At 71.2% G+C, this 22,497-nt stretch carries 17 protein-coding genes; 10 read left to right on the top strand and 7 right to left on the bottom strand.

Annotated elements, in window-relative coordinates:
• The first annotated feature begins 321 nt into the window (after positions 1–321).
• Together NQO67_RS25515 and NQO67_RS25510 are read left to right on the top strand one after the other, a co-directional pair.
• The gene (locus NQO67_RS25515) at positions 322–1,269 is read left to right on the top strand and encodes a helix-turn-helix domain-containing protein (RefSeq protein WP_255952587.1); all 948 of its coding nucleotides are present in this window, start codon (positions 322–324) and stop codon (positions 1,267–1,269) included.
• Positions 1,270–1,452: 183 nt separating this feature from the next.
• Positions 1,453–2,379 carry a carbohydrate kinase family protein gene (locus NQO67_RS25510; protein ID WP_255952586.1) on the top strand — a complete coding sequence of 309 codons (927 nt, stop codon included), beginning with the start codon at positions 1,453–1,455 and terminating at the stop codon, positions 2,377–2,379.
• A 289-nt stretch (positions 2,380–2,668) separates the two neighbouring features.
• Here the strand turns inward: NQO67_RS25510 and NQO67_RS25505 are convergent, their stop codons facing one another.
• Entirely contained in the window at positions 2,669–2,980 is a 312-nt protein-coding gene (locus NQO67_RS25505; RefSeq protein ID WP_255952585.1) for an ArsR/SmtB family transcription factor, read from the bottom strand.
• A 111-nt stretch (positions 2,981–3,091) separates the two neighbouring features.
• Here NQO67_RS25505 and NQO67_RS25500 point away from each other — a divergent pair, with 111 nt between their 5' ends.
• Positions 3,092–4,426: an MFS transporter gene (locus tag NQO67_RS25500; protein ID WP_255952584.1), complete on the top strand. Its 1,335-nt coding sequence runs from the start codon at positions 3,092–3,094 to the stop codon at positions 4,424–4,426.
• A gap of 73 nt (positions 4,427–4,499) precedes the next feature.
• Here the strand turns inward: NQO67_RS25500 and uvrA are convergent, their stop codons facing one another.
• Positions 4,500–7,412, bottom strand: coding sequence for an excinuclease ABC subunit UvrA (gene uvrA / locus NQO67_RS25495; protein WP_255952583.1), 2,913 nt, complete (start codon positions 7,410–7,412; stop codon positions 4,500–4,502).
• 260 nt (positions 7,413–7,672) lie between these two features.
• Here uvrA and NQO67_RS25490 point away from each other — a divergent pair, with 260 nt between their 5' ends.
• Positions 7,673–8,359 carry a maleylpyruvate isomerase family mycothiol-dependent enzyme gene (locus NQO67_RS25490; RefSeq protein ID WP_255952581.1) on the top strand — a complete coding sequence of 229 codons (687 nt, stop codon included), beginning with the start codon at positions 7,673–7,675 and terminating at the stop codon, positions 8,357–8,359.
• 84 nt (positions 8,360–8,443) lie between these two features.
• Positions 8,444–9,100, top strand: a complete 657-nt coding sequence (locus NQO67_RS25485; RefSeq protein ID WP_255952580.1) for an MBL fold metallo-hydrolase — start codon at positions 8,444–8,446, stop codon at positions 9,098–9,100.
• 195 nt (positions 9,101–9,295) lie between these two features.
• Here NQO67_RS25485 and aroQ read toward each other — a convergent pair whose 3' ends face one another.
• On the bottom strand, positions 9,296–9,769 hold the full coding sequence (aroQ, locus tag NQO67_RS25480) for a type II 3-dehydroquinate dehydratase (RefSeq protein ID WP_255952579.1): 474 nt from the start codon (positions 9,767–9,769) through the stop codon (positions 9,296–9,298).
• Between the two features lie 174 nt (positions 9,770–9,943).
• On the opposite strand from aroQ, the gene NQO67_RS25475 reads away from it, so the two are divergent.
• Positions 9,944–11,014 carry a S66 family peptidase gene (locus tag NQO67_RS25475; protein ID WP_255952577.1) on the top strand — a complete coding sequence of 357 codons (1,071 nt, stop codon included), beginning with the start codon at positions 9,944–9,946 and terminating at the stop codon, positions 11,012–11,014.
• A gap of 93 nt (positions 11,015–11,107) precedes the next feature.
• Here NQO67_RS25475 and NQO67_RS25470 read toward each other — a convergent pair whose 3' ends face one another.
• From NQO67_RS25470 to NQO67_RS25455, 4 genes are all read right to left on the bottom strand, one after another.
• On the bottom strand, positions 11,108–13,120 hold the full coding sequence (locus NQO67_RS25470; RefSeq protein WP_255952576.1) for a TerD family protein: 2,013 nt from the start codon (positions 13,118–13,120) through the stop codon (positions 11,108–11,110).
• Between the two features lie 382 nt (positions 13,121–13,502).
• The gene (locus tag NQO67_RS25465; protein WP_255952575.1) at positions 13,503–14,081 is read right to left on the bottom strand and encodes a TerD family protein; all 579 of its coding nucleotides are present in this window, start codon (positions 14,079–14,081) and stop codon (positions 13,503–13,505) included.
• Positions 14,082–14,510: 429 nt separating this feature from the next.
• Complete coding sequence (gene uvrB / locus NQO67_RS25460) at positions 14,511–16,691, bottom strand: excinuclease ABC subunit UvrB (protein ID WP_255952574.1); 2,181 nt, start codon at positions 16,689–16,691, stop codon at positions 14,511–14,513.
• Between the two features lie 61 nt (positions 16,692–16,752).
• Positions 16,753–17,622, bottom strand: a complete 870-nt coding sequence (locus NQO67_RS25455) for an MHYT domain-containing protein (RefSeq protein ID WP_255952573.1) — start codon at positions 17,620–17,622, stop codon at positions 16,753–16,755.
• A 354-nt stretch (positions 17,623–17,976) separates the two neighbouring features.
• Here NQO67_RS25455 and NQO67_RS25450 point away from each other — a divergent pair, with 354 nt between their 5' ends.
• The 4 genes from NQO67_RS25450 (at position 17,977) to NQO67_RS25435 (ending at position 22,445) form a co-directional block, all read left to right on the top strand.
• A complete protein-coding gene (locus NQO67_RS25450; protein WP_255952572.1) occupies positions 17,977–18,897 on the top strand; it encodes a glycerophosphodiester phosphodiesterase in 921 nt (306 codons plus the stop codon).
• Positions 18,898–18,950: 53 nt separating this feature from the next.
• The gene (locus NQO67_RS25445; RefSeq protein WP_255952571.1) at positions 18,951–19,553 is read left to right on the top strand and encodes a methylated-DNA--[protein]-cysteine S-methyltransferase; all 603 of its coding nucleotides are present in this window, start codon (positions 18,951–18,953) and stop codon (positions 19,551–19,553) included.
• 269 nt (positions 19,554–19,822) lie between these two features.
• A complete protein-coding gene (fdhA, locus tag NQO67_RS25440) occupies positions 19,823–21,046 on the top strand; it encodes a formaldehyde dehydrogenase, glutathione-independent (RefSeq protein ID WP_255952570.1) in 1,224 nt (407 codons plus the stop codon).
• 493 nt (positions 21,047–21,539) lie between these two features.
• Positions 21,540–22,445 (top strand): pseudouridine-5'-phosphate glycosidase, encoded by a 906-nt coding sequence (locus tag NQO67_RS25435; protein ID WP_255952569.1) that lies wholly within the window; start codon positions 21,540–21,542, stop codon positions 22,443–22,445.
• Positions 22,446–22,497 lie beyond the last annotated feature (52 nt).

Raw genomic sequence — 22,497 nt, 5'->3', positions numbered from 1 at the left:
TGCGTCGGTGTGCGGCGGCGTCGCTCGAATCTCTACGCATCGCGTCCACTGCGCGCCAGCCCATGGACGCACGGTGAATGGGACGGATCGCGCCGGATGCGAGCCGGATGATGCGGATGAGCCTCGGAGGCGTTGTCGGGTCCAGATCAACGCGATTGAATGCGGGTGGCCCGGGGCCGAAACCGGCGGCACTCGGCGGCGCCGCTGCGCACGGATCGACCGACCGGCCTTCCCACGGGCCGGTTCTGCGCTCCCACCGGCCTTCCGACCGACCCGAACGGCCCGGCCTGGCGGCACGACCACGCACAGAGAGGCCCCTGCATGCGGCACGGCACACACCTCGCGGACGCCGCCACGGCGGAGCTGGATGCGACGCTGAGCACGGGCCCCTTCCACGTGGCCCTGCGAGCTGCCATCAACGCGCGGGGCCTGTCGTTGCAACGGGTCCAGCACCATCTGGCCCGCCGCGGCGTCAACGTCGGGGTGACCAGTCTGAGTTACTGGCAGCAGGGCGCCCGCCGCCCGCAGCGCAACGAGTCCCTGCGGGCGGTGCGGGCCCTGGAGGAGATTCTGCGGCTGCCGGCGGAGTCCCTGATCCGGCTGCTGGCGCAGCCGGCGCCGGCGGTGGGCGCGCAGCGGTCCGCCGCGCACTCCTCCCGCGCCCTGACAGGGTCAGCCGACACGGTGCGCCGGCTGCTGGACGAGCTGGGTCTGCCACCGGACGGCGGGCTGCACACCGTGGGGCACCACGAGCGGGTGCGCATAGGTCCACGGCGCGAACTACTCGGTCACGACTCGCAACACGTGGTGCGCGCCCGCGCGGACGGCGTGGACCGCTATGTCGCCGTGCACCGCGGCGATCCGGGCTGCGCCCCGGAGCGAGTGACGGTGCGTGCCCTGGAGAACTGCCGCACGGGCCGGGTGCACTGGTGCCCTGAGGCCGGTGTGCTGGTGGCCGAGCTGCTCTTCGATGTCCGGCTGCGTTCGGGTGAGACGCATGTGTTCCGGTACTCCTTCGAGGACGGCACCGCCGGGCCCTGCCACGAGTACGTGCGCGGTTTCGGCTTCGGCGGCGGCCAGTACGTGCTCCAGGTGCGCTTCGCCGAGGAGACGCTGCCGGTGCGCTGTCACCGGTTCGCCCAGCATGCGGCGGCCGGGACACGCAACGCCCAGCGGGATCTCGCCCTGAGCAGCGGGCACCGTTGCGTGCACATCGTGGAGCCCGAGGTACCGGCCGGGCTGCTGGGCATCGGCTGGGTGTGGGGGTGAGCGCGGGGCACGCGGCCTCGGCCTCGGACACACCGGCTGAGGTGGGGGGTGCTGGTGACGCCGGTGGCGCGACGTACCACCATCCATGTCGGTGGTGCTCGCCCGGTTGCTCTCCCGCGCCGGCCAGGCCACCGTACCGCTCGGGTCAGCAATGACCGTGGCTCGTCCTGAAAGGATCCGCTGGTGATCGTCGTCGCAGGTGAGGCCCTGATCGATCTTGTTCCGGAGACCCCGGGGCGGCTGGCCGCCCTGTCACCGCGGCTCGGCGGTGGTCCTTACAACACCGCGGTGGCACTGGGACGGCTCGGTTCTTCGGTCTCCTTCTGCTCGCGGGTGTCGCAGGACGCTTTCGGGGAGGCGCTGCTCGACGGGCTGCGGGCGGCCGCCGTGGACGTGTCCTGCGTACAGCGGGGCCCCGAGCCGACGACGCTGGCGGTCGCCTCGCTCGACGCGGACGGTTCCGCCGGCTACTCGTTCTATGTCGGGGGCACCGCCGACCGGCTCTTCGCAGCGCCGGCCGCGCTTCCCGAGGGAACCCGGGCGATCTCCTTCGGCACCTGCTCCCTGGTGCTCGAGCCGGGGGCGAGTGCCTACGAGAAACTGCTGCGGAGCGCCGCCGAGCAGGGCGTGTTCACGGCGCTCGACCCGAACATCCGCACCGGTCTGATCACGGATGCGGACGCCTACCGGGCCCGGTTCCGCTCCTGGCTGCCGTTCACGGGGTTGTTGAAGCTCTCCGAGGAGGACGCGGACTGGCTCGGCGGCGATCCCGGAGAATGGCTGGCGACGGGGCCCGCGGCGGTGGTACTGACGCGCGGCGGCGACGGGCTGACCGTGCTGACACGGAACGGGGAGTGGTCGGTCCCCGGTGAGCAGGTGACGGTCGTGGACACGATCGGCGCCGGGGACACCGTGAACGCCGCCCTGCTGCACCGGCTCGACGCGCACGGCGCGCTGTCCGTCGACGCCGCGGGCGCGCTGGGCGAGGCCGTCTGGCGCGACGTCCTCGGCTACGCCGCGCGCGCTGCCGCGATCACCTGCTCCCGGGCCGGCGCACAGCCGCCACTGGCGTCGGAGGTGGCAGCGGGACCCGCGCAGGCGGGCGTGTGACCGTTACGGTGCCCCCACCCGCCGCGTGGCCCCGGGGCGGTGGGGTGGGGCGCTAGGCCCTGTCGTCAAACTCCCGTCTGCCCGGCGGCGTCATGCACGCACTCTCGCCGCACCGGGCACAAGCCCACGTACTCCCCCACTGCCTGAACGGCGTGGGAGGTGCCCCCATGCGTACGCGGACTCGCGCCCGGCACTCCCCCAAGCTCTTCGAGCAGGGGGGACCCCCAGAGCACGCACCTGACGCCGCCGGACCGCCCTTCGGGCAACGACGGGAGTTTGACGACAGGACCTAGAGGACGGCGTCCAGGAGGCCCGGGAAGCGGGTGTCGAGGTCGTCGCGGCGCAGGCTGACCAGGCGCTGGCGGCCCTGGGGGACATTGCGGACGACGCCTGCCTCGCGCAGCGTCTTCAGGTGGTGGGAGAGCGTCGACTTCGGCACCGGCCCGGACTCGGGCTGGCACTCGGCCACCTCCAGGGGGCCGCGGTCGGCGAGCCGCCGCACCAGTTCCAGCCGGGCGGGGTCGCTCAGTGCGAAGAGCACGGCGGTCAGTTCCAGGTGGGCGGGTTCGGGGTGGGCGAACTCGCGCGTCGATCCACTCACGGTTCGAGGGTACTGGAACAGTTACGGTTCGAATTTTTTGGAACTTTGCGCGAGACTGGCGTACGTTCTCATCGTTCGAGTTTCTTGGAACTTTCCTGTGGGAGCCCCCTCATGCCCACCCCTTTCCCGCCCACTTCGATCTCCGCCGGCCGAGGGCCCACCCTCTCGCCCGCAGCGGGCTTCTGGCTGCTCGGCACCGCTCAGATCATGCTCATGGCAGCCAGTAGCGCACCCTCCCCGCTCTACTCCGAGTACGCCCGGCAGTGGGGCCTGTCGCCCGCTTCCGTCACCATCGTCTTCGCCGTCTACGCCCTGGGCCTGCTGAGCGCGCTGCTGGTCGCCGGAGGCCTCTCCGATCACCTCGGCCGCCGCCCGGTCCTGGCCGCCGCCATCCTCGGCGAAGCCGCGGCGATGGCCGTACTGCTGACCGCCCGAGGAGAGGGACAGCTGGTCGCCGGACGGGCCCTGCAAGGCCTCGCCACCGGCGCCGCCCTGGGAGCGATCAGCGCCGGACTGATCGACCTGCAACGCCCGGGGTCGCGGCTCGGCTCGCTGCTCAACATCGCCGGCACGACCGTCGGCCTGGCCGCCGGCGCCCTGGCCGGCGGAGCGCTCACGCAGTACGCCCCGTCCCCGCACATCGTGCTCTTCAGCCTGCTCACGGTCGTCTCCGTGGCCCTGGCCATGGCGGTGCTGCTGGTGCCCGAGACCTCACCGCGCCGCCCCGGTGCGCTGGCCTCGCTGCGCCCCCGGGTGTCGGTCCCGCAGGCCGACCGCAAAGCCTTCGGGACCGCCGTACCCTCCATGATCGCGAGCTGGGCGATAGGCGGCCTCTATCTCTCCCTGGGCTCCTCGCTCACCGCCGACATCCTCCACACCGGCAACCACCTCGTCGCCGGGCTCGTCGTGGCCCTCCTTCCCGGAGCGGCCGCCGTCGCCTGCGTCCTGCTGCGTGGCCTCACCCCGCTGCGGATGATGCTCTTCGGCTCCACGGCTCTGGCCGCCGGCACCGCCCTGACCCTGCCGGCGCTCCTCGCCCCGTCCATGGCCCTGCTGTTCGCCGCGACCGCCGTCGCCGGATCCGGCTTCGGAACCGCCTTCCTCGGCGCCCTTCGCATGCTGGCGCAGACCGCACATGACAGGCGCGCCCAGCTCTTCGCCTCGGTCTACGTCGTCTGCTACCTGGCCAACAGCGTCCCGGCCGTCGCAGCCGGGCTCGCGGTACCGGCTGCCGGGCTACGCGCCACAGCCGTCGGCTACGCCGCTACCGTCACCGCGCTGGCGCTGCTGTCGGTGCTGCTCACCACCGCCGCGCTGCGCCGCGCCGCACAGGCCCCCGCCGCGCCCACGCCGGTGGTGGCCGCGGGCCCCCGCGCCGCCGATTCCCGCTCGCCAGCTCGGGAGAGGGCATCCGACGCCGAATCTCCCGTGCCGTCCGACGTCTGAGCCCGACGGCTGAAGGCTGCACCGGGATCGACCGCTCCCCGCGGCGGGCCGCTTCCTGCCGTGCCGTGCGGATCTACGCCTTGCGGGTCGCCGTCCGCTTGCGGGCAGCCTTCTTCGTGGTGGCCCGTGTGGCGTCGCTGATCTGCTCCGGGTCGAGGATGTCGCGGAGGAACTTGCCGGTGTGGCTGGCGGGGATGCCGGCAACGTCCTCCGGAGTGCCCTCGGCGATGATCAGGCCGCCACCGCTGCCGCCCTCGGGACCCAGGTCGACGACCCAGTCGGCAGTCTTGATCACATCGAGGTTGTGCTCGATGACGATCACCGTGTTGCCCTTGTCGACCAGGCCGGACAGCACGGAGATGAGCTTGCTGATGTCCTCGAAGTGCAGGCCGGTCGTGGGCTCGTCGAGCACGTAGACGGTCCGGCCGGTGGAGCGCTTCTGCAGCTCGCTGGAGAGCTTCACCCGCTGGGCCTCGCCACCGGACAGGGTGGGCGCCGGCTGGCCCAGGCGGACGTAGCCGAGGCCGACGTCATCCAGGGTCTTCAGGTGGCGGGCGATCGCGGGGACCGCCTCGAAGAAGTCCAGCGCCTCCTCGATGGGCATGTCGAGCACCTCGGCGATGTTCTTGCCCTTGTAGTGGACCTCCAGGGTCTCCCGGTTGTACCGGGCGCCGTGGCAGACCTCGCAGGGGACGTAGACGTCCGGGAGGAAGTTCATCTCGATCTTGATGGTGCCGTCGCCGGAGCAGTTCTCGCAGCGGCCGCCCTTCACGTTGAACGAGAACCGGCCCGGCTGGTAGCCCCGCACCTTCGCCTCGGTGGTCTCCGCGAAGAGCCTGCGGACGTGGTCGAAGACCCCGGTGTACGTGGCCGGGTTCGACCGCGGGGTGCGGCCGATGGGTGACTGGTCGACGTGCACCACCTTGTCGACCAGGTCGTCGCCGTCGACGCGGGTGTGCCGGCCCGGGACGTTGCGGGCGCCGTTCAGCTCGCGGGCGAGGTGGGTGTAGAGGATGTCGTTGACCAGCGTGGACTTGCCGGATCCTGAGACTCCTGTGACGGCGGTGAAGACACCCAGCGGGAAGCCGGCGTCGATGTCCTGGAGGTTGTTCTCCCGGGCGCCGCGCACGATGAGCCGGCGCGAGGGGTCCACGGGCCGCCGCATCGCGGGCAGCGGGATCGACCGCTCGCCGTTCAGATAGGCACCGGTGATGGACTGCTTGTTCTCCAGCAGCTTCTTCAACGGGCCGCTGTGGACGACCTTGCCCCCGTGCTCGCCCGCGCCGGGGCCGATGTCGACGACCCAGTCGGCGACCTTGATGGTGTCCTCGTCGTGCTCGACGACGATCAGCGTGTTGCCCATGTCGCGCAGGCGGACGAGGGTCTCGATGAGCCGGTGGTTGTCGCGCTGGTGCAGCCCGATCGACGGCTCGTCCAGGACGTAGAGGACACCGACCAGGCCGGAGCCGATCTGGGTGGCCAGCCGGATGCGCTGGGCCTCGCCGCCGGAGAGCGTACCGGCCGCGCGGTTCAGCGACAGGTAGTCCAGGCCGACGTCGACGAGGAAGCGCAGGCGCTCGTTGACCTCCTTGAGGACGCGCTCGGCGATCTTCTTGTCGCGGGCGTTCAGGGTGAGCTTGGCGAGGAACTCCGCGCAGTCGCTGATCGACATGGCGGAGATCTCGGCGATGGACTTCCCCATGATCGTCACCGCGAGGACGATCGGCTTGAGGCGGGTGCCCTCGCAGGTGGGGCACGGCACCTCGCGCATATAGCCCTCGAAGCGCTCGCGGCTGGCGTCGCTCTCCGCCTCGCTGTGCCGCCGCTTGACGAAGGGCACAGCGCCTTCGAAGGGGGTGGTGTAGACCCGCTCGCGCCCGTAGCGGTTGCGGTAGCGGACCTCTATCTGGGTCTTGTGGCCGTTCAGCAGGGCCTTCTTGGCACGCTGCGGCAGGCCACCGAAGGGGATGTCGGTGCGGAAGCCGAGCGCGTCGGCCAGGGCCGAGACGAGACGGCCGAAGTACTCCTTGGTGTGACCGTGCGACCACGGGTGGATGGCACCCTCGTCGAGCGACTTCTCCTCGTCCGGGACGATCAGCTCGGGGTCGACCTCCATGCGGGTGCCGATACCGGTGCAGTCCGGGCAGGCGCCGAAGGGCGAGTTGAAGGAGAAGGAGCGGGGCTCCAGCTCCTCGAAGGAGAGGTCGTCGTACGGGCAGTAGAGGTGCTCCGAGTACATCCGCTCGCGCTCGGGGTCGTCCTCCGGCAGGTCGACGAAGTCGAGCACGACCATGCCGCCGGACAGGCCCAGCGCGGTCTCCACCGAGTCGGTGAGGCGGCGCTTGGCGCCGTCCTTGACGGTGAGGCGGTCGACGACCACCTCGATGGTGTGCTTCTCCTGCTTCTTCAGCTTGGGCGGGTCGCTGAGCTGGATGGTCGTGCCGTCGACCCGAGCACGGCTGTAGCCCTTGGTCTGGAGGTCGGAGAAGAGGTCGACGAATTCGCCCTTGCGCTCCCGCACCAGCGGTGAGAGGACCTGGAAGCGGCTGCCCTCGGGCAGTTCCAGAACCTTGTCGACGATGGCCTGCGGCGACTGGCGGGCGATCGGGCGGCCGCACTCGGGACAGTGCGGCTTGCCGATGCGGGCGAACAGCAGACGCAGGTAGTCGTAGACCTCGGTGATCGTGCCGACGGTGGAGCGAGGGTTGCGGGACGTCGACTTCTGGTCGATGGACACGGCGGGCGACAGGCCCTCGATGAAGTCGACGTCCGGCTTGTCCATCTGGCCGAGGAACTGCCGGGCGTAGGAGGACAGCGACTCCACGTAGCGACGCTGCCCCTCCGCGAAGATCGTGTCGAAGGCGAGCGAGGACTTGCCGGAGCCCGACAGGCCGGTGAACACAATGAGCGCATCACGCGGGAGGTCCAGCGAGACGTTCTTCAGATTGTGCTCGCGTGCGCCACGGATGATGAGACGGTCGGCCACGCCGGTCCGCACCTTTCTTGAGAGAAGCGACAGGGGCGCCGGCCCCCGTCTGCCACAGACTATGGGGGGCCGCCGTCGATGATGGGGTGGGTTTGCCTGGTCGGTGGAGGCACCTGTCATGTCCAGGAACGTCACTCGGATGGCGACCCGGACTACCAAGCATGCCCGATGCTTCGACTGAGCCTATAGCACGTGCATTCGATTAGCGGCGGTGCCCGCCTACCTTCACCCGAACGTGTGGCGGGGCTATCGTCATTCCCATGAGTGATCATGTCCGCGACCTGTCGTCCGTACGTACCGCGACCGATCGGCTGCTCAGCGCGGCGGCCGAGCTCGACGATGCCGCGCTGGCCGGTCCGTCCCTGCTGCCCGGCTGGACGCGCGGCCACGTCCTGGCCCACATCGCGCGCAACGCCGACGCTCTGGTGAACGTCCTCGAGGGCCGTCCGATGTACCTCTCCGACACGGCCCGGGACGCGGACATCGGACGGGACGCGCCACGTGCGCCGGCCGTCCAGCTCGCCGACGTACGCGACACCGCGGCCCGCTTCCAGGAGGCGGCCGCCGCGCTGCCGGACTGGTCGCGCATCGTGCTGCTGCGCAACGGCGTCACCGATGCCGCTGCCAACCTGCCCTTCCGTCGGCTGATCGAGGTCGAGCTGCACCATGTGGACCTCGGCGCCGGATATCCCCTGGAGGCGCTGCCCGGCGACTTCACCGAGCGGGCCATCGGCTACCTCGCGCGACGGTTCGAGGCTCATCCGGACGTGCCGCCGACCGCACTGGCCGACGACAGCGGCCACACCTGGCGCACCGGCGGCACCGCAGGTGATCACGTGACGGTGGACGGCACCGCGGCCGACCTGCTCGGCTGGCTCAGCGGCCGGCGGGACGGCGGCGCGCTGACGGTCTCGGGCGGGGCGCTGCCGAAGCTGCCCGCGCTGTAGGCGGCCCACGAGCCGCGCGCCGCCCGGCGGATCATGCCGTGACCCAGCGCGTCCGGGGCCTGCCGGCTGCGTAGGCTGCGTGTCATGACATACACCGGAGAGGTACGGGTCGGCGGGCCCGCGGACGTGCACGAGCTGCCGGAGCTGATGATCTCCAAGGTTGCCGTCGGTCCCATGGACAACAACGCCTATCTGCTGCGCTGCCGTGCCACGGACGAACAGCTGCTGATCGACGCCGCCAACGACGCGCCGACGCTGATGTCGCTGATCGGTGACGACGGCATCGCCTCCGTCGTCACCACGCACCGGCACGGCGACCACTGGCAGGCGCTGGACGAGGTGGTCCGCGCGACGGGGGCACGCACCTACGCCGGGCGGTACGACGCGGAAGGCATCCCCGTGACCACGGACGTGCCCGTGGAGGACGGGGACACCATCCGGGTCGGCCGGGTGGAGCTCACCGCCCGCCATATCGTGGGCCACACCCCGGGGTCGATCGCGCTGCTCTACGACGACCCGCACGGGCACCCGCACCTCTTCACCGGCGACTGCCTCTTCCCCGGCGGGGTCGGCAACACCTTCGACGACTCGGATGCCTTCGCAAGTCTCCTTCGGGACGTGGAGACGAAGATCTTCGACCGGCTGCCCGACGAGACATGGGTCTATCCGGGCCACGGCAAGGACACCACGCTCGGCGCCGAGCGCCCGCATCTGCCCGAGTGGCGCGAACGCGGTTGGTGACGGTCGGGGTCCGTGCGGCCCCGGTCTCCGCATGGTCGTCGGTGCGTGTCCCATGCCCCCGATCGTGGCACCCGCCACTGACAATCGATCCCGCCCGGCCGTGACGACGGCCGTGACCAGGGGATTCTGATGATCACGCCGAACGGGGCGGGGCCGTGTGGACCGGAGCGCCCGGGTTCCGGACGCCCCGGGGTCTCAGACCTGCACCTCCGCCGGCGCCACCAGCGCCGCGATCCGCTGGATCGCGAAGGCGTAGCCCTGGATGCCGCAGCCCGCGATCACCCCGTCCGCCCGACGTGACACGTACGAGTGGTGCCGGAACTCCTCGCGCCGGTGGATGTTGGAGAGGTGGACCTCCATCACCGGCATGCCGTCACAGGCGTGCAGGGCGTCCAGGATGGCGACCGAGGTGTGGGAGTAGGCGCCGGGGTTGATCACGATCCCGATGTGGCCTTGGCGGGCTTCCTGGATCCAGTCGACGAGTTCGCCCTCGTGGTTGGACTGGCGGGCGTCCACGGTGCCGCCGTGGGCCTCGGCGGTGCGGGCGCACAGGGCCTCGACGTCGGCGAGCGTGTCGGAGCCGTAGATCTCGGGCTGGCGCTTGCCCAGGAGATTCAGGTTGGGGCCGTTCAGGACCATGATCGGAGCGGTCGCGAGGGTGCGGGGCACGGAAACCTCCGGGCTTTCGGCAGCGTTCCCAGACGGTCTATCACGGTGCCCACGCGGACGATCTTCGGCCTCCGCACCCGATGGGCGCCGACCGGCGCGGCCCAGGCCGCGCACAGGGACGCACGCATCCAAATTCAGAGGTCACCCACCGCCCTGCGGCCGTAACCTCCGGGTATGACAACCGCAGCCGCCGACTTGACCAAGGGCTTCGTCACGCCGCCCAAGCCGTCCCCTGGCGACCGCATCGCCATCGTCTCCCCGTCCAGGGGACTGCCCGAGCTCTTCCCTCAGCCGTACGAGCTGGGACTCGAACGGCTCCGCACGGACTTCGGCCTCGAACCCGTCGAGTACCCCGGCACCCGCAAGTTGGCGGTCTCGCCGCAGCAGCGGGCCGACGACCTGCACGCGGCCTTCTCCGACCGTTCGGTGAAGGCGGTGATGGCGACCATCGGGGGCGACGACCAGATCACCGTCCTGCCGCTGCTCGACCGGGCGTTGCTGCGGGCGAACCCGAAGCCGTTCTTCGGCTACAGCGACAACACCAACCTGCTCGCGTACCTCTGGAGCACCGGCATCGTCGGGTACCACGGCGCCTCGGTGATGCTCGAGCTGGGCCGGCCAGGCGCGATGGCCCCGCTGACGGCCGAGTCGCTGCGTGCGGCGCTGTTCACCACCGGCCCCTACGAGTTGCGGCCCGCCGCACGCTTCACGGACGTCAACCGCCCCTGGCAGGACCCGCGGACCTTCGAGTCCGAGCCGGAGACGGAGCCGGGCGGCGGCTGGACGTGGCACCGTCCGGAGCGGGTGGTGGAGGGCCGCTCCTGGGGCGGCGAGCTGGTGATCCTCTCCTGGCTGCTGGCCGCGGACCGCGAGATAGCGCCGGACCTGACCGCGTACGACGGGTGCGTGTTGTTCCTGGAGACCTCTGAGGAACTGCCCAGTGCCACCGAGGTCTTCAGGATCCTGCGCACCATGGGTGAGCGGGGACTGCTCGCACGGTTCTCCGCGCTGCTCATGGGTCGTGCCAAGGCCTGGTCCTTCGAACGACCCCAGGACGCCGCCGCCAAGGCGCGTCACGCCGAGGAGCAACGGCAGGCCGTGCTGCGCGCCCTCGCGGACTACGCCCCGGACATGATGGCGGTCTTCGACGTGGACCTCGGCCACACCGATCCCCAGGTGGTGATCCCCTACGGGGGCGCGGTGCGGGTGGACGGCCCGGCGCGGCGCATCACGGTGACCTACTGACCGGGCGGCACACGCCGCCCGTGCCACCCGCCCGACCGTCCTCCTCAGGAGCACGGTCGGGCGGGGCACCGCCCATCGGCACCCGGGTGCCGTTCAGCGGTTCCAGGGATGGCGGGCCGTCGCGACCTGGGAGAGGACCTGGTGGAGCACGTCGCTCCCGGGCGGGGCGAGCGCGGGCTCGTAGGTCCACGCGTGGCCGACCCAGGGGTCGGCCAGGTGGTCGTCGGGCACCGGCGTGAGCCTCAGCAGCGAGCGCCACAGCGGGTCGAGCAGCGGCCCGTAGGACTCCGTGTCCTCGCGGGAGGCGATCAGCATCAGGTGGACGCCGACGCGCGGGCCCTCGTCGGCGAGGTAGCGCAGCTGGTTGACCGCCCGGTCGTCGAAGCCGTGCGGGAAGTCGTGGACGATGAGCAGGTGCTGGGCGGTGTCGACATCGGGCGGCAGGGCGTCGGCGGCGCCGTTACGCGCGGCCATCTGCACGAGGTCGACGCGCCGGGTGAGTTGGGCGAGCACGGCCGAGACGCCCGTGGCGCCGGCCGCCGGTGGCTCGTTCAGGACGCCGGAGCGCAGCAGCGGGCCGAGCGCGGTGGCGCCGGTGCCGGCGGGGTCGATGATGTGCACGGCGAAGTCGCCCGCCGGGTGCGCGGCGAGCAGCCGGGCCGCGAGGGCGGTCGCGGTGTCCAGGGCGCGGCCCCGCAGTTCGGCGTCGTCCGCGAACATGGCCGTCTCCAGGCCGGATCGGCCGCTGTCGATCCACAGGCCGCGCTCCAGGGGCAGCCGTACCAGCATCGGAATGCGCAGTCCGGTGCTCTCGGGCAGCTGGAGGTCGCCCAGACGCAGCGCCATCGGGGGCTCGGTGGGGATGCGGTAGGCGTGCCAGACGGGGCTGTCCCATCGGGCGAAGGCAGCAGGCAGGGCGGGCTCGACGACCGCGGACTCGGCGATGAGCTGGGCGAGGTCGCGGTCGAAGGCCTGCCGGGCCTGGGCGACCAGGGCGTCGTAGCGCTCGCCGGCCGCTTCACGGGCCGCGTCGCCCGCGGTTCCCATGCGGCTGCGGGGATCGGACAGGACCTTGTCGAGTTCCTGTTCCCTGCGGGAGTCGGCGAAGTCGACGGCGCTGCGGTATGCGGCGGCGCTGCGGGCCAGGTCTTCGAACATGCCCCACACCTGGTTGTAGAGCCGCTCCTCCATGGTCCAGCCGGTGGCGTCGCCGGCGACGGGCGGCGCGGGTTGGTCCGGTGGGGTGGGCGGCGCGGAGGACGGGGGCGGAGGGGTGGTGGTGCGGGTGGGGTGGGTGTAGTTCACGCGGCCGGCGTCGACCGTCTGGGCCGGGTCTGCGCCGGATGCCGCCGTGTGGCCGTTGCCGGCACCTGGACCCGTGGCGCCGTCCGGGGCGGTGTTCGGGGGGCGCGAGGGTGGTGGCGGGGTGGGAGCGGCTTGGGTGGGGCCCGCGCCGGGGCCGGCCACGGTCGGGGAGTCCGGCGCCTCCGGGGGGACGGCCCTGGTGCGGGTGTCGCCCGACGGACGGGGCGGCGGGGTGGCGACGGAGCGGGCGACGCCCTGCGCCACGGCGTCGTTGATGACGGTGGCGAGTCGGGGGGCGTCCGGGAGGCCCTGGTCGGCGAGGAGGTCGACGAGGCCGCCCGCGTAGCCCTGGCCGACGGCGCGCACCTTCCAGGCGCCCTGCCTGCGGTAGAGCTCCACGGCGACGACGGCGGACTCGGTGTCCAGGCCGATGATGGTGTAGCTGGCGACCTCTGCGCCGTCGAGACCGGTGACGGCGACGAAGGGGGCCGCCAGGTCCCGGAAGCGGACCGGCCCGTCGACACCCTGGGGCAGCGCCAGGAGGACGCTGACCCGGTGCACGGTGTCCTTCATGGCGTCGAGGTCGACGGCGAGGCGATGGTCGGCTGCGGCCTGCTGGGAGACCTCCAGTCCCGGCAGGGTGGGTGAGCCGGGGTGGACCACCTGGTCGGGGCCGAGCAGACGGCCCTGGACGTCCCCGAGGGTGGCGCCTGCCACGATCGGTCTGCCGGCGGATATCCGGATCTCCAGACGGGTCTGGGTGAGGGGATGGTTCTGCCCCCTGACCAGCTCGGCCGCCATGACGTCTTCCCCTCTTCTGTTCGCTTCTCCCCGGTCGTGCCGAGGCTCTTGCCGGTGTGTGCCGGGCCGCTGCGTGTGGTGCCCGAGGCCGGTGCGGCGGCGTGGGTCGGCCGGGGAACGCACGGCGCGACAGGGCGCTGTGCCACACCCCAGCGCCCCGGCACGGCCGATCAGTGCCCATGTGCGCTGGTCATCGCGCCACGGGTGGGACGCAGCCACCGCACGCCCTGGTCAGCCAGAGCACGCCCATGCCCCGGGCCCGCACCGCTTCGGTGCGACCACAGGCCGTGTGCCCTGCGACCGGCGGCGCCGGTTGCCGGGCCGTACCCGGACGCCCGGCACCGCGGGTGCGGCGGGGCACGCCGACGGGCCCGCCTTCCTGTTACAGGTGGGGCAGGATCGTCGGCATGAGGTCCTGGAAGGTGCGGCCGTTGGCCGGGCTGCCCAGCGCGGTCATGGTCCAGCCCTGACCGTTGCGGTGCACCTTGGCCATGATCTGTGCGGTGTACGCTCCGCCGCCGTCCAGGGTGTAGCGGGCCAGCTCCTGGCCGTTGGTCTCGTCGACGAGGCGGCAGAACGCGTTCTGCACCTCCTGGAACGTCTGGCCGGTGAACGAGTTCACCGTGAAGACGATCTGGTCGATGTGGACCGGTACGCGCTGGAGGTCGACCAGGATCGACTCGTCGTCGCCGCCCTGGCCGGCGCCGCCGACCAGGTTGTCACCGGTGTGCCGCACGGAGCCGTCGTCGCTGACGAGGTGGCGGAAGAACACCACGTCCACGGGCTGCTTCTCTGCGAACAGCACGGCCGAAGCGTCGAGGTCGATGTCCCGGGTGCGGCTGCCGAACAGGCCGCGCCGTGGCGCCGCCTTCCAGCCAAGCCCCATGCGCACCGCGGTCAGGGTGCCCCCGTCGTTCTTCTGCAGGCTGATGCCCTGTCCTTTGGACAAATTGACCGTCACGCGCTTGTTCCCCTCTCGGACTGTCCCCTTGATGCCGCGCGCAGCGCGGTTTCCCCTGTACCGCGTAGGTGCGCGGTGTTCCAGAACCCTACGCAGGAGCGCTGACGGTGCCGCACCATGGGCCGGACTTTGTGTCGCTCTTGCAACACATCGGATCCGATCATGCGTTCTGCATACGACGGACGTGGCCGGTGTGCTCGGCGGGACGGATGCCGCGGCGGCAGCGCACGCGCCCGGCGCGGTGCAGCGCGCCCTGGGGGCGCATCGGCGCACACCGGGTGTGCAGGGGCGCCCGGACGAAAAGGCCCACGGCCTCCTGCTCGCCGGCCTTCCCGGTGCCGGCCGCCCACCGGCCGAGCCCGGACCGCGGGCTCCGCGCTGCCGGCTCCGGGTGCCGTACCGCGCGCAGCGCCCGCGGTCCCACCTCCGTCAGGCGATGCCCGCCTCCTTCATCTGGCGCAGTTCCTTCTTCATCTCCGAGACCTCGTCGCGCAGCCGGGCCGCGATCTCGAACTGCAAGTCGGCTGCCGCGGCGCGCATGCGGTCGGTCATCTCCTCGATCTGCGCCGCGAGTTCGGCCGCCGGGCGGTCGGTGGGCACCGGCTCCTTGGCCTTGCCTGCCTTGCCCTTGCCCGCCTGGGCGGTCGTCTTGGCCTTGCCGCCCGCGCCGTTCGCTCCGGTGGCGGTCGCCACCGGGGACTTGGCGCCCCGGCCGTCCTTGCCGGTCTTGCGGTAGCCGGTGCCGAGCAACGCCTCGGTGTCGACCTCTTCACGGGCGATGCTGGCCACGATGTCGTTGATCTTCTTACGCAGGGGCTGGGGGTCGACACCCCGCTCCTTGTTGTAGGCGAGCTGCTTCTCGCGGCGGCGGTTGGTCTCCTCGATGGCCTTCTGCATCGCCGGAGTGACCTTGTCGGCGTACATGTGGACCTGGCCGGAGACATTCCGGGCGGCGCGGCCGATGGTCTGGATCAGGGACGTGCCCGAGCGCAGGAAGCCTTCCTTGTCGGCGTCGAGGATGGCGACCAGGGACACCTCGGGCAGGTCGAGACCCTCACGCAGGAGGTTGATGCCCACCAGGACGTCGTACTCACCGGCGCGCAGCTCCCGCAGCAGCTCGACACGGCGCAGGGTGTCGACGTCGCTGTGCAGGTAGCGGACGCGGATGCCCAGTTCGATGAAGTAGTCGGTGAGGTCCTCGGCCATCTTCTTGGTGAGGGTGGTGACCAGGACGCGCTCGTCCTTCTCGCTGCGGGTGCGGATCTCGTGCACCAGGTCGTCGATCTGGCCCTCGGTGGGCTTGACCACGACCTCCGGGTCGACGAGGCCGGTGGGGCGGATGATCTGCTCCACATGGCCGTCGGAGCGGGACAGCTCGTAGGGGCCCGGGGTGGCCGACAGGTACACCGCCTGCCCGATGCGCTTCTGGAACTCCTCCCACTTCAGCGGGCGGTTGTCCAGCGCGGACGGCAGCCGGAAGCCGTGGTCGACGAGGGTGCGCTTGCGGGATGCGTCGCCCTCGTACATGGCGCCGATCTGGGGGACGGTGACGTGCGACTCGTCGATGACGAGGAGGAAGTCATCCGGAAAGTAGTCCAGGAGGGTGTGCGGCGGGGAGCCGGGCTGGCGGCCGTCGAAGTGCATCGAGTAGTTCTCGATGCCGGAGCAGGTGCCGATCTGGCGGAGCATCTCCAGGTCGTACGTGGTGCGCATGCGAAGCCGCTGGGCTTCCAGGAGCTTGTTCTGCTTCTCCAGGTCGCCCAGGCGCTCGCCGAGCTCGGTCTCGATGTCGCGGATCGCGCGCTCCATGCGCTCGGGTCCCGCGATGTAGTGCGAGGCGGGGAAGATGTGCAGCCGGGTGTCGTCGCTCATCACCTCGCCGGTGAGGGGGTGCAGCGTGGAGAGCGCCTCGATCTCGTCACCGAACATCTCGATGCGGACGGCCAGCTCCTCGTAGACCGGGAAGATCTCGATGGTGTCGCCGCGGACCCGGAAGGTGCCTCGGGCGAACGCCATGTCATTGCGCGTGTACTGGATGTCGACGAAGCGGCGCAGCAGCTCGTCCCGGTCCGTCTCCTCGCCGACCTGGAGGGTCACCATGCGGTCGACGTACTCCTGGGGGGTGCCCAGGCCGTAGATGCAGGAGACGGAGGCGACCACGACGACGTCACGTCGCGTGAGCAGCGAATTGGTGGCGGAGTGTCGGAGGCGCTCGACCTCCTCGTTGATCGAGGAGTCCTTCTCGATGTAGGTGTCGGACTGCGGGACGTACGCCTCGGGCTGGTAGTAGTCGTAGTACGAGACGAAGTACTCGACGGCGTTGTGCGGCAGCAGCTCGCGGAACTCGTTGGCCAGCTGGGCGGCGAGGGTCTTGTTCGGCGCCATGACGAGGGTGGGGCGCTGGAGCTTCTCGACCATCCATGCGGTCGTGGCCGATTTGCCGGTGCCGGTGGCGCCGAGCAGGACGACGTCCTTCTCGCCGGCGCGGATGCGCCGGTCGAGGTCGGCGATGGCCGTCGGCTGGTCTCCGCTCGGCTGATAGGGGCTGATGACCTCGAAGGGCCTGTCGCTGTGCCGGCGGAGTTCTTCGATCTCGGTTACGGGCCGCATGTCATCAACCGTACGACCCTGCACTGACAACGGGCTCCGGTCGACGGGCAGCGGGCTGTGATCAGCGGTTCTGCCCGGCGCCCGAGCGGCTGCGGTGCGGGTCAGCGCGGCCGGCACGCTGGCCGGAGCGCTGGGCCGGCAGGAAGGTGAGACGGCGTGCCGGCGCGGGGTCCCTGTCGTCGGCCCGGAGGGTCGACGCCGGGCGCCAGCGTGTCAGCAGGAGCACGGTGAGCAGCGCCAGGAAGGCGACGGGGCCGATCAGGAGCACCGCGAGGGTCCGCACGGGCGAGCCCGCCCCGTGCAGGGCGGCTCCCGCGGCCGCAGGTGTGTACAGCCGGACACGCACGGACGCCATGCCGACGTAGTGCATGCCGATGCCGGCCAGGCCCATGGCCAGGGCCGCGCCCACGTCCCAACGACGTCCCCTGCGCTGTCCGACCGCCCAGAGCGCCACGGTGGCGGCCAGCACGGAGATCAGCACGGAGGCGGCGACGACGAGGGTGTTGTACTCCAGGCGGCCGCCGAACCGGACGCCGGCCATGCTCAGGTAGTGCAGCGACGCGATGCCGAGACCGGTGAGCGTGCCGCCGGTGAACAGTGCGGTGCCGGTGATCCCGCGGTGGCCGACGATGAACATGCCGATGCCGATCATGACGATGGCGACACCGAGGCTCGCGTAGAGCGTCAGCGGGTCGTAGCCGACCGGCCTGCCGTCGGCGGAGAAGTGCATCATCCCGACGGTGTGCGTCACCCAGATGCCGGCGCCGATGGCAGCGGCGCTGAGCACCAGCCACGTCATCCGCCTGAGCCGGGCCGCCCGCAGGGACCTCAGGAGGCAGTGCAGGCCAAGGGCGCCGCCCAGGCAGGACGCCAGGAAAGCCGCGGCGAACGTGCCCAGCTCGCGGCCGAAATCCCAGGCCGTGGCGTACATGCGTGACAGCCCTCCATCCCTGTCGTGCCCCGCGACGCGCATGTGGTGCCCCTGCGCGTCGCAAGCCCCTTCTCACGCGCGCGGGCGGTTCCCTGCCGCCGGCCCAGCACCGTGGGCTGTTGATCGATCAGAAACCGCGGTGAGGCGAGAGTACGGCCCGCCCCGGAACACATGAACGATATTCCGGCAAAGAAAATGGGCTTATCAGACGTAGCCCGTGTGATGATCCGGTACAGATGGAGCCCTTCGTTCCGTAGTTGCCCGTTCACTCTAAGGACGCTCCACAGCTGTCTCCTCGAGGCCCTCCCCGTCATGCTCGTAGGGAATGACGGCTCCCACGCCTCAGGAGTGCCTGTGTTCGCACGCGCCACCCGAGCCACGACCGCCGCTCTCCTCGGGATCTGCACCCTGCTCGGGCCCGTCCCGTCCGCGTCGTCAGCCGCCCAGGAGCCGACGAGAACGGTCGTCGTCGCGCACCGCGGCGCCTCGGGCTACGCCCCGGAGAACACCCTGAAGGCCGTTGACGCGGCCCATGACCTGGGCATCGACTGGGTCGAGAACGACGTCCAGCGCACCAAGGACGGCGTACTGGTGATCATCCACGACACCGACCTCAAGCGCACCACCGATGCCGAAGAGGTCTTCCCGGACCGCTCGCCCTGGCGTGTGGGTGACTTCACCGCCGCCGAGATCGCCCGGCTCGACGCGGGCAGCTGGAAGGACCGGCGCTTCGCAGGCACCCGGATCCCCACCCTGACGCAGTACCTGCGCCGCATCGACGAGAACGGCCAGAACCTGCTCATGGAGATCAAGAGCCCCGAGCTGTATCCGGGCCTCGAAGGCGACGTCCTCAAGGTGCTCGGCCGGGAGCACTGGCTGGACCCGGGCCATCTGAGGCACCGGCTGATCATCCAGAGCTTCAGCGCGGACAGTGTCCGTACCGTGCACACGCTGCGACCCGACATCAAGACCGGCTTCCTGGGAACCCCGGCCGTGGCCGACCTGCCCGCCTACGCGGCGTTCACCGACCAGATCAACCCCGACCACACCACGGTCTCGGCGGACTACGTCGCCGCCGTGCACGCCCTGAAGGGCGCGCACGGCGCACGGCTCGAGACGTACACCTGGACGGTGAACGACGCCGACACGGCACGGAACGTCGCGGGTCACGGCGTGGACGGGGTCATCACCAACTACCCGGACGTCGTCCGGGCGGCGCTCGGCACCCCCTCGCCGGCCCCATCCGGCAAACGGCTCCCGGCCTGCGTCCCCTGAGGCCGGCGGCCACGAGCGGGGGCGTTGTCAGTGGTCGGTCGTAGGGTGACGGCATGGATACTGATCGGCGCGAGGACGGGCCCGGGGTGGAGGGCAGTGCGCCGTCCGACGCGGAGGGACGGCCGGCCAGGGTGGTGTGGACCATCGTCGACACCCCCATCGGCCCGCTGCTGCTCGCCGCCACCGAGCGCGGCCTGGTCCAGGTGGTCTTCCACGCCACGGACCGGGCGCGTGACCGGGCCCTCGACCGCCTCACCGCCCGGCTGGGCCGCACGGCCGTGGAGGTTCCCGACTCCCCGCTGCTGGCCGAGCCCATACGCCAGGTCGCGGACTATTTCGCAGGGACACGTCAGGGCTTCGCGCTGCCGCTCGACTGGTCGCTGATCACCGGTTTCCACCGCGAGGTGCTCCGCGAGCTGGCCACCGGCGTCCCGTACGGCACCGTCGTGGGCTACGGGGACCTGGCCGGTCGGGTCGGCCAGCCGGGCGCGGCCCAAGCGGTGGGGACGGCCATGGGCGCGAATCCCCTCCCCGTGGTCGTGCCCTGCCACCGGGTCGTCGAGAGCGACGGCGGGATCGGCGGCTTCGGCGGTGGCCTGGAGACCAAGCGGAGACTGCTGGCGCTGGAGGGAGTGCTGCCAGAGCCGCTGTTCTGACCGGCAGGGCGACCAGGCCTGAAGCGACCGGGCGCGAGCGCCTGCCGGCTGCCGTGACTGGATGCGGCGCCTCGGGGAAGTCGGTGGGGGGATCGCTCAGAGGAGGCCCCGCCGGCGACCGGATCACGGTCGGCGGCGCTTCCGACGGCATGTCCGGTGTCCCGGTGGCAGCACGGCCGGGCACACCGAGAGCCGCCGGGCCACCACCCTGCGCGTGCCCCCCACGGGGATCCGTATCCGCACGGAAGCCGAAGGGACGGCGAAGGCACATGAGCAACCGCGCAGTCGCGTACATCGAGCCGGGAAAAGTTGAGGTCGAGACCATCGACTACCCCGGTCTGGAACTCAAGGACGGACCGGGAGTCGCCCCGGCGAACGTCGGCCGCAAGTGCCGTCACGGGGTGATCCTCAAGGTCCTGTCCACCAACATCTGCGGCAGCGACCAGCACATGGTCCGTGGCCGCACCACCGCCCCCGCCGGCCTGGTCCTGGGCCACGAGATCACCGGCGAGGTGGTGGAACGCGGCCCGGACGTGGAGTTCGTGCAGGTCGGAGACGTCGTCTCGGTACCGTTCAACATCGCATGCGGCCGCTGCCGCAACTGCAAGGAACGCAAGACGGGCATCTGCCTCAACGTGAACCCGGCTCGTCCCGGCGCGGCCTACGGCTACGTCGACATGGGCGGCTGGGTCGGCGGCCAGGCCGAGTACGTCATGGTCCCCTACGCGGACTTCAACCTGCTGGTCTTTCCCGACCCCGACCAGGCACGCGAGAAGCTGCTGGACCTGACCATGCTGTCGGACATCTTCCCGACCGGGTTCCACGGCGTGGTGACGGCAGGCGGCGGCGTCGGCTCCACGGTGTACGTGGCGGGGGCAGGGCCCGTCGGGCTCGCGGCCGCCGCATCGGCCCAGCTGCTGGGCGCCGCCGTCGTCATCGTCGGCGACCTCAACGCCGAGCGGCTCGCCCAGGCGCGCAGCTTCGGCTGCGAGACCGTCGACCTGACCAAGGGGAGCCCGGAAGAGCAGATCGACCAGATCCTGGGGGTGCCCGAGGTCGACGCCTCCGTGGACGCGGTCGGATTCGAGGCACGGGAGCACGCCAAGAACGCCGAAGAGGCCCCCGCCACCGTCCTCAACTCCCTGATGACGCTCACCCGCGCGGGCGGCGCGCTCGGTATCCCCGGGCTCTACGTCACCGACGACCCGGGCAGCGCCGACCCCGACGCCCAGGCAGGCACGTTGAAGATGCGCCTCGGACTCGGCTGGGCCAAGAGCCATGTATTCACCACAGGGCAGTGCCCCGTGATGCGCTACCACCGGGCACTGATGCAGGCGATCTTGCACGACCGCGTGCACATAGCGAAGGCCGTCAACGCAACCGTGCTCAGCCTCGAGGACGCGCCGCGCGGCTACGCCGAGTTCGACAAGGGAGCAAGCCGCAAGTACGTGCTGGATCCGCACGGCGCGCTACAGGGCGCCCAGGCGGCCTGAGCCGGACCGCGCCACCAGCGCACCCACCGGCCAGGGCAGCGGCGTACCCCGCGGCCGGACGGCGGTAGCCCTGCCCGACAGGACGGGCCACAGCAAGCGAGGGACGGAGCTCTGCTGTGGCCCGTCGCGCTGGCGCGCAGGAGGTGGAGGTTGCAGCGCGCGATGCGCGGCGTGTGCGTCAACGGCCGCGGATGGGGGAAGGCCTACGGGGCGGCTACCGCAGGCGGCTCCTGCGGCAGGCGAGTTCCTCCGGCACGGTCCGGTGGCAGGCGATTTCTCGGCACGGCCCGTGCGGGAAGAGGGCCAGGGCAGTGGATGGCCGGCCGCGCGGGGCTGCCGGCGCGTGTACGACCGCCCCAGCAGCGTTCGGCCAGCGCTCAGGGGCGACTTCGGGGGGCGGGAGACGGTCCACAGGCCCCTAACGGCTCTAACGGCTCTAACAGCTCTAACAGCTCTAACAGCTCTAACAGGTTCTACTGGTGGGAGGACGCTCGTGTTGATCGTGTCGGAAGAGGTGCGGGAGGCCTTCGCGGCCGGGCGCCCGGTCGTCGCACTGGAGTCCACGATCATCGCGCACGGGCTGCCGCGCCCTCAGAACGAGCAGGTGGCCCGGGAGTTGGAGGAGGCCGTGCGCGACGAGGGCGCCGTACCGGCCACGATCGCCGTCCTGGACGGCCGGCCGCACGTCGGTCTCGACGCCAAGGAACTGGAGCGGGTGGCGAACGAGGACGGCATCCGCAAGCTGGGCCACCGTGATCTGCCGCTCGCGATCGCCACACGCGCGAGTGGTGCCACCACCGTGTCGGCCACCGCGCTCTTGGCGGCGCGCGCCGGGATCCGGGTCTTCGCGACGGGCGGGCTCGGCGGCGTGCACCGGCAGTGGACGGTCACCCAGGACGAGTCAGCGGACCTGGGGCTCCTGGCCCGTATCAAGATCACGGTGGTGTGCGCCGGCGTGAAGTCGATCCTGGACGTCCCGGCGACGCTGCAACGCCTGGAGACACTGGGCGTGTCGGTGGCCGGATATCGCTCGACCCACTTCCCCGGGTTCTACCTGTCCGACTCGGGCCTCCCGGTGGACTGGACGCTCCACACACCGGCTGAAGTCGCCGACGTCATGCGGGCGCAGGACGTCCTGGGCACCTCCGACACGGCACTGATCGTCGCCCAGCCGGTGCCGGAGTCCGAACAGCTCGATCCGGAGCTGCACGCGCGCGTGCTGGCCGATGCGCTGCGCGCGTGCGACGAGCAGCAGGTGACCGGACAGGCCGTCACACCGTTCCTGCTGGATCACCTGGTCCGGCACACCGGCGGCGCCTCCCTCGCCGCCAACCTGGCCGCGGTACGCGGCAACGTCCGCCTCGCCGCGCGCATCGCGGCCGCATGGGCAGGAGTGTGAGCGGCACACCGACGGACCCGGGAGACGGGGTGAGCGAAGGGCGCACGGCGGG

Source organism: Streptomyces odontomachi, assembly GCF_024435355.1.
Taxonomy (GTDB): Bacteria; Actinomycetota; Actinomycetes; order Streptomycetales; family Streptomycetaceae; genus Streptomyces; species Streptomyces odontomachi.
This window is presented reverse-complemented; position numbering and strand designations above follow the sequence as displayed.

What these genes read in the sequence shown, in the direction of transcription:
- NQO67_RS25515 (WP_255952587.1), top strand. Translation starts at nt 322, where the DNA reads ATGCGGCACGGCACACACCTCGCGGACGCCGCCACGGCGGAGCTGGAT.
- NQO67_RS25500 (WP_255952584.1), top strand. Translation starts at nt 3,092, where the DNA reads ATGCCCACCCCTTTCCCGCCCACTTCGATCTCCGCCGGCCGAGGGCCC.
- NQO67_RS25490 (WP_255952581.1), top strand. Translation starts at nt 7,673, where the DNA reads ATGAGTGATCATGTCCGCGACCTGTCGTCCGTACGTACCGCGACCGAT.
- NQO67_RS25485 (WP_255952580.1), top strand. Translation starts at nt 8,444, where the DNA reads ATGACATACACCGGAGAGGTACGGGTCGGCGGGCCCGCGGACGTGCAC.
- NQO67_RS25475 (WP_255952577.1), top strand. Translation starts at nt 9,944, where the DNA reads ATGACAACCGCAGCCGCCGACTTGACCAAGGGCTTCGTCACGCCGCCC.
- NQO67_RS25470 (WP_255952576.1), bottom strand. Translation starts at nt 13,120, where the DNA reads ATGGCGGCCGAGCTGGTCAGGGGGCAGAACCATCCCCTCACCCAGACC.
- uvrB (WP_255952574.1), bottom strand. Translation starts at nt 16,691, where the DNA reads ATGCGGCCCGTAACCGAGATCGAAGAACTCCGCCGGCACAGCGACAGG.
- NQO67_RS25455 (WP_255952573.1), bottom strand. Translation starts at nt 17,622, where the DNA reads ATGTACGCCACGGCCTGGGATTTCGGCCGCGAGCTGGGCACGTTCGCC.
- NQO67_RS25445 (WP_255952571.1), top strand. Translation starts at nt 18,951, where the DNA reads ATGGATACTGATCGGCGCGAGGACGGGCCCGGGGTGGAGGGCAGTGCG.
- fdhA (WP_255952570.1), top strand. Translation starts at nt 19,823, where the DNA reads ATGAGCAACCGCGCAGTCGCGTACATCGAGCCGGGAAAAGTTGAGGTC.